General features: G+C 60.9%; 9 protein-coding genes. 5 read left to right on the plus strand and 4 right to left on the minus strand.

The window, feature by feature from the left end; translation table 11 throughout:
* Nucleotides 1-541: 541 nt before the first annotated feature.
* A complete protein-coding gene (locus HTUR_RS21590; RefSeq protein ID WP_049941998.1) occupies nt 542-2,479 on the minus strand; it encodes an archaea-specific SMC-related protein in 1,938 nt (645 codons plus the stop codon).
* A 102-nt stretch (nt 2,480-2,581) separates the two neighbouring features.
* Entirely contained in the window at nt 2,582-3,193 is a 612-nt protein-coding gene (gene rdfA / locus HTUR_RS21595; RefSeq protein WP_012945470.1) for a rod-determining factor RdfA, read from the minus strand.
* Between the two features lie 604 nt (nt 3,194-3,797).
* Between rdfA and HTUR_RS21600 the strand changes: the two genes are divergently transcribed.
* The 3 genes from HTUR_RS21600 (at nt 3,798) to HTUR_RS21610 (ending at nt 6,087) form a co-directional block, all read left to right on the plus strand.
* Complete coding sequence (locus tag HTUR_RS21600; protein ID WP_012945471.1) at nt 3,798-4,553, plus strand: IclR family transcriptional regulator; 756 nt, start codon at nt 3,798-3,800, stop codon at nt 4,551-4,553.
* Nucleotides 4,554-4,683: 130 nt separating this feature from the next.
* Nucleotides 4,684-5,544 carry an amidohydrolase family protein gene (locus tag HTUR_RS21605; RefSeq protein WP_012945472.1) on the plus strand — a complete coding sequence of 287 codons (861 nt, stop codon included), beginning with the start codon at nt 4,684-4,686 and terminating at the stop codon, nt 5,542-5,544.
* 156 nt (nt 5,545-5,700) lie between these two features.
* A complete protein-coding gene (locus HTUR_RS21610; RefSeq protein ID WP_012945473.1) occupies nt 5,701-6,087 on the plus strand; it encodes a cupin domain-containing protein in 387 nt (128 codons plus the stop codon).
* 39 nt (nt 6,088-6,126) lie between these two features.
* Here HTUR_RS21610 and HTUR_RS21615 read toward each other — a convergent pair whose 3' ends face one another.
* Entirely contained in the window at nt 6,127-7,062 is a 936-nt protein-coding gene (locus HTUR_RS21615; RefSeq protein WP_012945474.1) for a TIGR03619 family F420-dependent LLM class oxidoreductase, read from the minus strand.
* Between the two features lie 153 nt (nt 7,063-7,215).
* Nucleotides 7,216-8,367, minus strand: a complete 1,152-nt coding sequence (locus tag HTUR_RS21620; RefSeq protein WP_012945475.1) for an acyl-CoA dehydrogenase family protein — start codon at nt 8,365-8,367, stop codon at nt 7,216-7,218.
* A gap of 170 nt (nt 8,368-8,537) precedes the next feature.
* On the opposite strand from HTUR_RS21620, the gene HTUR_RS21625 reads away from it, so the two are divergent.
* A complete protein-coding gene (locus tag HTUR_RS21625; protein WP_012945476.1) occupies nt 8,538-9,722 on the plus strand; it encodes a thiolase domain-containing protein in 1,185 nt (394 codons plus the stop codon).
* A complete protein-coding gene (locus tag HTUR_RS21630) occupies nt 9,719-11,143 on the plus strand; it encodes a zinc ribbon domain-containing protein (RefSeq protein ID WP_012945477.1) in 1,425 nt (474 codons plus the stop codon). Before HTUR_RS21625 ends, HTUR_RS21630 begins: the two co-directional genes overlap by 4 nt.
* The last annotated feature ends 4 nt before the right edge of the window (nt 11,144-11,147 follow it).

Consider the following 11,147-nt stretch of genomic DNA (forward strand, 5'->3'; position numbering starts at 1 on the left):
AATGATCGTATTTTTCAGTTAATCTATGCAGAAATACAATGGCTAGATCAGTTCTCCAGCGATCACAACTACAGCATCGAGAATCGACTTTGACTAGTTGTTATTCATTATATTTGCAATACTACCCACAGTTACTCTTGACAGCGTAGATATTTTTGCGCTCCAAAATGCCGTACGAGAACTCTGCTCTCGCGGACGTCGGGGAGCCTGGAACGATGTCAGCCAACCGACTTCTCCAGTCCCAGATCGCTTCGAGAAACCGATCGACACTACTCGAGCGAGGAGTTACTTGCAGCAGGCAATCGGTCGCATAGAGTGGACGGCGACGCCCATCTGAGTATACGCCGTTCGTTTACGCTCCGATTCACCGAATTTCGGTGCGTCATACTCACTGAATCGGTCTACGACCGGCGTGGCCAAACTCGCGCTATGATCTACGCACTTTTCAGCCTGGCCTAACTAGATACTGCCGTCATTCGCGAAATAGCAGAGACCCATTGAATCGACGGTGGTAACAAACGAGACGATTCCCCGAGTGCGTCTATATCTCCGTGATCTGCTCGTACTCGTCGTCGAGGCTTGCGGCGTCTTCGGGTAGCAGCGCGACCAGGAGATACTCGTTGTAGTCGGAGAGGTACTCGACCAGGTTCGCGATCCGATCGGAATCGATCGCCTCGAGGGAGTCCAAGGTCATGAGCGGGACGGTTTCGTAGACTTCGTGCGCGAGATAGCCGGCGAGCGCGAAAATCAACCCGGTCACTTCGCGTTCGCTCTCGCTCAGGTGGTCGATCGTGTCCTCGTAGGTCGTGTTGTTCTCCGTCTGGCGGATCACGTGGAGATCGAACACGCTCTTGGACACTTTCCGTCGCCCCTCGCGAACTTCCCGCTCGACTCGCTCGATCCAGATTCGATCGATGTTATCGTAGCCGAGCAGATTCAGCACCGTATCCATGTGCTCGTTGAACTCGTCGACGGCCTGCTGCTCGATGCGATCGATTTTCGTCCGTAGATCCGAAATTTCGTCGGAGAGCGCGTCTCGATCGTCCTTGAGATCGCCCTCTTCGCCGATCTGTTCCTCGATGTCACGGATTTCGTCCTCGATTTGCTCTACGTTCCCCTCGAGCTTTCCGAGATCGTACTCCAGTTGGTTCGCTTCCTTGTGAAGATCGAGGATTTCCTCGTAGGAGTCGTTCTCCAGTTCTTCGACCTCGCTTTCGACCTCACTGATCTCGGTCCGGAGCGTCTCCTTCCGTTCGGTCAACTGCTCGATTTTTTCTTCCGTCGACTCGATTTCGTTTTCGACCGTTGTGAGTCGCTGCTGGATATCGTCTCGACGTTGCTGTTCCTGCTGGAGGTCACGACGTTTTTGCTTCAGATCGTCCAATTCGTTCTGGATTTCGTTCGATTCCTGCCTTTTCTGCTGAGAGTACTCTCGGAGCCGATCGACGGTCGATTCGATTTGTTCGACATCGACTTCGGTACCGCACGTCCAACACGTCGTCGTCTCCTCGGGGAGGAGCTGGTCTGTCACGGGTTCGTCCGCGCCGAGAGCGGTGGGAAGTTCCGCGTCCGTCTCCTCGATCATCTCCTCGTTGAATTGAATGACGCTCCGGCATTCACTGATCTCGGATTGGAGCTGTTGCTTTTGCTCCCGGAGCCGATCGATACGCGACGCTAGTTCGTCTATCTCGCCGACTGGAGTCTCCGATAACTCCTCCAGTTCCGATTCCAAGTCCTGCTTTTCTGATCGGAGCGAGTCGAGGCTGTCGCGTTCCGTTTCCAGATCGTACCGGATATTCTCGAGCGTCGACCGTTTATCTCGAAGGGTCGAGAGTTTCTCCTCGAGTTCCGCTTTTTCTTCGCGTGTCTGTTCGAGGTCCGCATCGCGAGAGTCGAGTTCGTCTTCTTTTTCGGCGAGTTCAGCCTGAACGTCCTCGATGCGGTCGCGGAGGCTCGTCCGCTCTTCCTCGAGCGACGGCAGTTGCTTCTTCAGCGACTCGATCTCGTCGAGTTCCTGGTCGATCTCGTTGCGCTGCTGGACGAGCCGTTCGATTTCGGCCTGGATCTCGTCGGTGTCGACCGGACGCATGATGATCTCGCGGAGATCGTCGCTATTCGCGACGGCGCGGCGAGCCTCGTTTGATTCCAGTAAGAACGCGAAGAGGTCTGCGAGCGTCGAATCCTCGAGGTACGGTTCACCACTGGCGGTGATCTGGCCGTTTACGCGTTTGAGTGTTCGATGATATGTGTCATCCCCCACATTCATTTCGACGGTCGCTTCATCCGCATCTCCCTTGACCGAAACGTCGTCGCTTCCGAAGGCTGCCATTACGGCCTGAAGCAGGGACGTTCGGTTTGTCGCGTTTCGACCGACGAGGAGCGTCACACCGGGGGAAAACGTCACCGAGGTGTCATCGATACCACCGATATTCTCGACAGTTAGTTGAACCTTATTTTTAGATCGTTCAATACTCATCATCAGTATATATCGCATCTCTTCGGATAAACCCTACGGTTGATTTTTCAAGGCGGGATACGATCAATGACCGCATCGGCGGGGGTTTCGCGTGCGAGTGTTGGTCTATCGCTTACATTCACAACCTTCCCGATCAAGAACCTCTATCGCGTCAAATTGTCGGCCGCAGTCCTCACAGAAGACGTTGATATCGACCGTTATCTCGTGGGAGCCCAGTGTTATCTCGTCGTTTTTCACCAACCCCTCGAGTTTCGTCTCGGTTACCAGCATCGTTCGGTTTCGAAGTTGTTGAATGCTTTCTCTGTCCCGCTCGATCGGGTCTCGGCTCGGATTGTATTCGGCGTTCCGATCGTCTTTCAGGAACGACCGAATCGCCTGATACGAAACGAAATCGGACTGAAGCGTCTCAACGTCGATTCCCTCGCGCTCGAGCCGCCGCCTGATCCGCGTTCGATCGGCGGACGTTCCCTTTTCGCCCTGTAGCCGAAGATAGACGTCGTCCACGTCGGCGCTGAGAGGCGTCATCTCCGACTCATCGATTGCGGATCGAAGGATTCGCTTGTTGAACATTTCGGCCAACTCTCGCAGACTCCGTCGTTCGTCTCCGGACGCGGTCCACAACTGCTCAAACTCGTCGCCGGTCCCTTCGAGATTGTATTTCTCGATGAGTTTCGCCACCTTCGTCCGAAACTCCGTTTCGTTCTCGTCTGAATTCATACGAAGACGACTGCGGCCGAAGAATATTAGCCTTTCCATCGATTTGACTGCTAAACACGCGCGCTTTGTCGCAGCATTATCAGTCAGTAACACAGGGGATAACAGTAGTACTGTTGTTATACCTCCTCGTTCGGAAGTATCGAACGCGATTGACCCGTGCGGGCAGAATAAGAAGGTGAGAACAACGCGGAAAAGACGGTATGCTGCTGTGTTAACTATGACGGTAATACCGGCCGTGAAATTCAGCGAGAGAAGAAGATATCCTGATTAAAAACTCTCAAATGGAGTATTTAGCCTGTTTCAGCGGCTATAGAACGGTTACGGATATACCGAATGAAAAATCCCGAATTAGCCGTATATTTCTCAACGAGAGTCTGGTATTTTCTATGGATCCCGATTGAATTGCGGTTTAGCTATATATCCGGTAATAACGAACTATCTCTGGGACGCTATATCATACCACGATCATCAGTAGCACGGGGAATATCGTCCTTGTTCCGTCTCGCTTCGTTTCGAGAACAGTGCGGACGCGCGAGAACGATCACCGTAGTTCAGAATCACCGGACAGATTTATTATCGTACGATGCGAAAGTACTGATAACACATGTCAGAGGATGTTCCGGTGAAGACGGCGAAAAAGACGCTCGAACTGATCGAGATGATCGGAGCGCTCGACGGAGCGACCTTCGCCGACGTGATGAACGAGATGTCGATGCCGAAGAGCACGGCTCACGATTACCTGCAGACGCTTCTCGAACTCGGCTACATTATCGAAGAAAACGGTCAGTACTACCTCGCGACGAAATTCATGGAGCTCGGCGAGAAGCGGCGTAGACGGATGAAGATCTACCGCTCTGCACGTCCACAGATCCGGAAGTTAGCCGAGGAAACCGGTGAACACGCCAGTTTGATGATCGAAGAGAACGGGCTCGGTGTCTTACTCGACACTGCAGTCGGAGAGCACGCGTTACAGCTCGAGGTGTTCCCCGGTCAGCGGCTGCCGCTCACGACGATGGCTCCCGGGAAGGTGATTCTCGCGTACCTGCCCGACGAGTACGTCGAAACGATCCTCGACGAACACGGCACCCCGTCTCCCACCGAGAACTCGATCACCGACCGCGACCGGCTCTACGAGGAACTCGAGTCCATTCGCGAGCAAGGGTATGCGACGGACCACGAAGAGCGGATCGAAGGGGTCCGCTCGATCGGGGTTCCCATCATCTGCGGCGGCACGGTCCGCGGCGCGATCAGCATCGGCGGTCCCGTCCAGCGGCTCACTGACGACCGAATGGCCGACGAACTGCCGACGATGCTCCTCGAGACGGCTAACGTCATCGAAGTCAACTACACGCACTCCTGATCGGTCGTCGCTGCTGGGTTCCCGGGATCGAGCTCGGATCGGCGGCTCTAACCGATTCATCCGTGCCACCGGTACTATTAAGCGGTACAGACTCGATCGTTTTCGTAGTCGTTCAATACGTGATAGCACTATGGTAGTAAGCGACGGGAAGATCATCGACGTCTGGTGTAACGTCTTCACCACCGAGGGAACGGAACTGTACTACGAGTCGCAGGCCCAGCAGGTCGCGGCGCGAATCTTCGGGAAGGACGATATGTACGATCCCGAACAGGGAATGTCGGCGGACGAGTTCGTCTCGAAGATGGACGAGCACGGTATCGATCAAGTGTTCGTTCCGGCGCTCAAGTTCGGGAACCCGGACGGCGGCATGGAAATCGACGTCCCCCACGAGATGGTCGCGGAGCTCGCGTCACAGCATCCCGACCGGATCAAGGGAATGGCGGGCATCAACCCGCGAGAGGGGATGGACGGCGTCGCGACGCTCGAGGAGTACGTCGAAGACTACGGATTCGTCGCCGCACTCCTGGAGCCCTACGGCTGGGACCGGCCGATCAACCACCGGCAGTACTACCCCTTCTACGCCAAGTGCGCCGAGCTGGGGGTGCCGGTGATGATGCAGGTCGGCCACTCCGCGATGAAGATGCCGAGCAAGATGGGGAAGCCGCTCCTCCTCGACGACATCGCGCTCGACTTCCCCGAACTCGACATCGTCGGCGGACACACCGGCTGGCCGTGGTCGAAGGAACTCGAGGCGCTCGCGTGGAAACACGACAACCTCTATCTCGGCGCGACCGCCCACGCGCCGAAGTACTGGGAGGAAAACGTTGTGAACTTCATCAAATCGCGGGGCCGCGACAAGGTCGTCTTCGGCACGGACTACCCTGTCCTCGACTATCCGGAAACGCTCGAGCAGATCGACGAGATGGGGCTCGATCCGGCGGTCGAACGGAAACTGCTCTACGAGAACGCTCGGGATCTGTTCGGCGTATAGCCATCCGATCCATCGTTCGACCGCCAGGGACGGCGCTCCGCGACCGAGCCGCGATTCGAGCGCGAACCGTTTGAGACCGTACTCGTGTATACTCTGCAAGAGGTCGTGACCAAGCGGGATATTTATAATCTTTCTCGATGAGCCTACGCACGGGCGATGTATTCGAAAATCAATATAGAGGATGCCGAGTGGAAGACAAGACCAGGCGAACCTGCAGTCAAGACGCTCGGTCATGAACTCAAAGTCAACGACGAACCGCGTCCGAATAAGATGCGATTCAACTACTTCCACTACAACGAGGGGGAAGTAGTGCGACGACACAAGCAGAAAGAACAAGAGGAACTGTTCTACATCGAACGAGGACGTGGGGTAATGGAGGTCGGCGGCGACGAATTCCCGTACGAAGAGGGAGACGTGATCGTTGTCGACGAAGGTCCGTGGCGTCAGATCACCGCTCACGAGGAAACGCGCATCTTCGCGGTAGGCGCGCCGAACGTTCGTGACGACGCAGTGTTCGAGAACGAACTCGACGAAGCCGAGTAATCGGTCGGACCGACGCGAACCAATGGCGATCGCTCGCGCTCAGAACGAGGGGAGCACGTCTTCACCGAGGCGTCGGATCTGCTCTAATTGTTCGTCGACGTCCGTAGTATAGAAGTCGACGATGACTCGCGTCGCTCCGGCCGCAGCGTAGGACTCGAGGTCGTCGATGATTTCGTCCGCCGATCCGGAGAGGATCCGATCGCCGTCGCCGCCGACATTGACGGGTCTGAGCACTGCGATCTCCGGTTCGCCGTCGCGATCGTAGTCGGTCCAGGCGTTCAGGATCCGATCGCGCGCCTGCTCGACGTCGTCGGGCCGATCCCAGAGCGTCGTCCAGCCGTTGCCGTACTCCGCGATTCGCCTGAACGTCGCGCCGGAGTGGCCGCCGATCCACACGGGAATTTCCCGGGACGGCGACGGGTGGAAGCCGACCGTGTCGAACGAGGCGTGATCACCGTCGTACGAGAGCCGTTCCTCCTCGCAGGCCCGTCGAAAGATGTCGAGGAACTCGTCGGTCCGCGAGCCGCGCTCCTCGAAGGGGACGCCGAGAGCCTCGAACTCGGTGTGCAGCCACCCCGGCGCGACGCCGAGGTCGGCCCGGCCGCCCGAGAGCGACTCGAGCGTGAGCACGTGTTTCGTCAGCGTGATCGGGTGGCGGTACGGCGCGGCACAGACGTTCGTCCCGAGGGCGATGTCGTCCGTGATCGCCGCCAAGTGCGAGAGCACCTGGAACACGTCGTAGACGCTCGTGTCCGAATCGAACGGCGGTTCGCCGCTCTGGGAGAACTCGTAGTCCGAGGGGATCTCGTCGGGGTACGCGATGTGGTCGCCGGCGACGAGGACATCGAACCCGTTCTCTTCGACCGCGGTCGCAGTCCGCCTGAAGATCTCCGGGCGCTCCTCGTCCGCGATCCCGTAGTCGTTGCTCGTCGCTGACAGCATTACGCCGAACTCGAGGTCACTTGCTGACGCCATTGACACTCGTTCGTTTACTAGCTGTTAGCAAATCTCTTTCGGACGGAATCAGACTCGAGCGAGCGTACAAAAAGCGCGGAGACGAACAAACCGTCCGCTTGGATTCCGAACGCGCCTGAGTAGCGCCGTCGGCCGCTCGAAAACGAATAGCCGTTACTCGAAGAGGTGATCGCTGATGATCTGTCGGTTGACTTCGTTAGTTCCCTCGTAGATCTGGGCGCCTTTCGCTTCGCGCATGAACCGCTCGACGGGGTAGTCCTTCGAGTATCCTCTGGAGCCGTGGACCTGCACCGCTTCGGTGGTGACGTCCATCGCGACGTCGGTCGCGAACGTCTTCGCCATCGAGGCCTGCTTGTTCACCCGGTTGCCGTCGTCGAGGTTTTTGGCCGCCCAGATGGTCATGAGCCGCGCCGCCTGGATATCCATCGCCATGTCCGCGAGCTTGAACGAGACGCCCTGAAACTCGCGGATCGGCTGTCCGAACTGCTCGCGTTCGTCGGCGAAGTCGACGCTCGCGTCCATCGCACCCTGTGCGACGCCGACGCCCTGAGCCGCGGCGCCGATGCGACCGACGTCGAGCGCCCGCATTATGTACTTGAACCCCTTCCCCTCCTCGCCGATGATATTCTCTTCGGGAACGCGGACGCCGTCGTACTTCACCTCGCTCTCGACGACCGCATCGCCTTCCATACATGGGATGTCGCGGACGAACTCGAGCCCGTCGACGGATTGGGGGTCGGAGATACCGATGAGACTCACGTCACCGTGGTCGCCCTCGTCGCCGGTTCGAGCGACGACGATGAGGAAGTCGGCGACCTCGCCGTGGGAGGTCCACACCTTGTGGCCGTCGATGACGAGTTCGTCGCCGTCCCGGCGGGCGGACGTCTCGAGCGCCGCCGCGTCGCTTCCGGCTTGCGGTTCGGTCAACGAAACCGCCGTGACGAGATTGTCCGTAAAGATATCCCGAAGCCACTCCTCGCGCTGCCAGTTGGCCCCGAACTCCGCGAGCGACGTTCCGACGAGCGAACAGGAGAGGGAGACGACGCCCGCCGGGATCTTCCAGACGCGGGAGAGCTCCTCGACGGCGACCTGAAACGAGCGGTAGTCCATCCCCTCGCCACCGTACTCCTCGGGGATCGTGATACCGTAGAGGCCGGCATCGCCTAGTTCGTCGACGAGGTCGAGCGGAAACCGCCCCTCCCGCTCGTGTTCCTCGACGACCGGCCTGACGGTGTCGTCGCAGAACGCCTGAACGCGGTCGCGGAACTCCTCGTGTCGAGGCTCCAGCCCAGTGTGCGTTATCATGTAACACGTATCCGATTGCCGAGGAAGCGACTTATACCTTGTCGTGGGCGGTACCGTCCGGACCGCTACGGGTCGACCCCATTAGTTCCGGTCGTCCGATTCGTCGGAAGAGCGGGGTGGTGTCGGGCAGACTTATACCGCTGTAGGTTCCTTGTTGTACTGTTGCACACATGCGAGATGCATACGTTATCGGCGCGGGACAGAGTCCGTACGGCTCGTTCCCGTCTGAGAGTTATCGATCGCTGTTCCGGACGGCGTTCGAAGCGACGACAGAGAGCGTCGACCACGGCGTCGATCCGTCCGAAATCGACGAGGCGTTTATCGGGATGATTAGCATCGGCGGCCGTCAGCTGGGCCTGTCCGGGCCCGCAGTGACCGAACACGCCGGCCTGCACGGGATCCCGACCACGCGCGTCGAGAACGCGTGCGCGGCGAGCGGCTCCGGGGTCCGCCACGCGATCCAGGCGGTCAAATCCGGCATGGCGGATCTCGCCCTGGCGGGCGGCGTCGAGATGATGACCGACCTGAGCAGCGACACGACCCGGTACTGGTTCGGTGTCTCCGGCGAGACTGAGTGGGAACGGATGGCTGGGACCACTTTCTCCGGCGTCTACGCCCAGATCGCGAGCGCGCACATGGCCGAATACGGGACGACGCGCGAGCAGTTGTCTCGCGTCGCCGTCAAGAGCCACGAGAACGGGGCGCGAAACCCCAAGGCGCACCTCGGCTTCGAGTGCTCACTCGAGCAGGCCGAAGGCGCGGCGACGGTCGCAGATCCGCTGACGCTATACCACTGTTGTCCGACGAGCGACGGCGCGGCAGGCGTGCTCATCGCGAGCGAAGACGTCGCAGCGGAGTACACTGATCGGCCCGTGAAGATCTCGGGCGTCGGCGCGGCGAGCGACGGAGTCGGCCTCTTCCAGCGCGAGTCGTACACGAGCCTCCCGGCGACGCGAAAAGCCGGCCGAGACGCCTACGAGATGGCCGGGATCTCCCCGGACAAACTGGACTTCGCGGAGGTCCACGACTGCTTCTCGATCGCGGAAATCCTCGCGTACGAGGACCTCGGCTTCTGCGAGGTCGGTCAGGGCGGCCAGCTGATCGAAGACGGCGTCACGACGCTCGAGGGCGACCTGCCGGTGAACACGTCCGGCGGCCTGAAGTCGAAGGGGCATCCGATCGGCGCGACGGGCGCGGGACAGCTCGTCGAGGCCTTCGACCAGCTCCGGGGCACCGCCGGCGATCGGCAGGTCGAGGACGCCGAAATCGGCCTGACGCACAACGTCGGCGGCAGCGGCGGGGCCGCGGTGGTCCACGTCCTCGAGGCGCCCGAACGCGCGGAGGTGGAATCATGAGCGACTCGCTCGGCATCGCGGCCGTCGGGACGTACGTCCCGCGGCGGCGGATCACGGCCGAGGCGGTGACCGAGGCGTGGAACCGCTTCGACGGCGCGGGAATCCAGGAGACCGCCGTTCCCGGCCCCGACGAGGACAGCCTGACGATGGCCGCGGCGGCCGCGCGCCGCGCGCTCGAGGCGAGCGACGTCGACGCGGGCGAGATCGCCGCCCTCTCGTTCGCGACGACGACCCCGCCGCTCGAGGAGGAGGATCTCTCGGTGCGGCTGGGCGAGTTCCTCGGCGTCGGCGACGACGCGACGCGGACGCTGTCGACGGGCAGCACGAACGCGGGCGTTCGCGCGCTCACGTCAACGCTCGCCGCGGGCGACGGCCCCGCGCTCGTCGTCGCGAGCGACATGCCGCGGGGCGAACCCGATAGCGCCATCGATCACGCTGCCGGCGCCGGCGCGGCCGCCTTCGTGCTGACCCCGGACGCTCCCGTGACGATCCGAGAGCAGGCGGACCACGCGATCGATTATCCCGGGACTCGCTTCCGGGAGCGCGGCTCGACGACGGTCGACTCGCTCGATATCACGCCGTACGATCGCTCGGCGTACACCGAGACGGTCGGCGGGGCCGTCGACGGCCTCGAGGCGGATCCGTCGGCGGTGGACGCGGTCGCGCTGCAGGCGCCGGACGGAAAGCTCCCCTACCGCGGCGCGAAGGTCATCGGCACGCCGTCGGACGCCGTCGAACCGCACGCGGTCGTTCACTCGCTCGGCGACCTCGGCGCCGCCAGCGTGCCGCTGTCGATGGCGAGCGCGCTCGTCGACGGCGTCGATCGGCTACTGGCCGTCGGCTACGGAAGCGGCTCGACGGCGACCGCGCTCTCCGTCGAGGCGTCCGGCGCCGTTCCGGGCGAGGTCGACCTCGCGGGCGAAGAGACGGTGAGCTACGCGGAGTATCTCCGCCTGCGCGGCGAGATCACGAGTGGCGAACCGGACGGCGGCGGCGCGTACGTGAGCGTCCCCTCCTGGAAGCGATCGGGTCCGCAGCGATATCGACTCGAGGGCGGGCGCTGTCCGTCCTGTGGCTCCCTGAACTTCCTCCCCGACGGGGCGTGCCGGCAGTGTTACGAACTCGTCGAGTACGAGCCGGTACAACTGGAGCGGCAGGGAACGATCGAGGCGGTGTCGGTCATCTCTCAGGGCGGCGCACCGCCGGAGTTCGCGGAGCTCCAGGCGCGCGCCGGCGATTACGCGACGGCGATCGTCGCGTTCGACGGCCCCGACGGCGACACGGCCAGCGCGCCGGTGCTCGTCGTCGACGCCGACGCGGAGTCGGTCGACGTCGGCGACCGCGTCGAAGCGACGGTGCGGCGCATCTACACGCAGGAAGGAGTGACCCGCTACGGGCTGAAGGTCCGCCCGCTCGACTGACGGA

The sequence above is a fragment of the Haloterrigena turkmenica DSM 5511 genome, from assembly GCF_000025325.1.
In the GTDB taxonomy this organism is placed as follows: domain Archaea; phylum Halobacteriota; class Halobacteria; order Halobacteriales; family Natrialbaceae; genus Haloterrigena; species Haloterrigena turkmenica.

Coding starts and splice junctions, on each gene's coding strand:
- HTUR_RS21620 (WP_012945475.1), bottom strand. CDS start 8,367: ATGATAACGCACACTGGGCTGGAGCCTCGACACGAGGAGTTCCGCGAC.
- HTUR_RS21600 (WP_012945471.1), top strand. CDS start 3,798: ATGTCAGAGGATGTTCCGGTGAAGACGGCGAAAAAGACGCTCGAACTG.
- HTUR_RS21605 (WP_012945472.1), top strand. CDS start 4,684: ATGGTAGTAAGCGACGGGAAGATCATCGACGTCTGGTGTAACGTCTTC.
- HTUR_RS21615 (WP_012945474.1), bottom strand. CDS start 7,062: ATGGCGTCAGCAAGTGACCTCGAGTTCGGCGTAATGCTGTCAGCGACG.
- rdfA (WP_012945470.1), bottom strand. CDS start 3,193: ATGAATTCAGACGAGAACGAAACGGAGTTTCGGACGAAGGTGGCGAAA.
- HTUR_RS21630 (WP_012945477.1), top strand. CDS start 9,719: ATGAGCGACTCGCTCGGCATCGCGGCCGTCGGGACGTACGTCCCGCGG.
- HTUR_RS21610 (WP_012945473.1), top strand. CDS start 5,701: ATGTATTCGAAAATCAATATAGAGGATGCCGAGTGGAAGACAAGACCA.
- HTUR_RS21590 (WP_049941998.1), bottom strand. CDS start 2,479: ATGATGAGTATTGAACGATCTAAAAATAAGGTTCAACTAACTGTCGAG.
- HTUR_RS21625 (WP_012945476.1), top strand. CDS start 8,538: ATGCGAGATGCATACGTTATCGGCGCGGGACAGAGTCCGTACGGCTCG.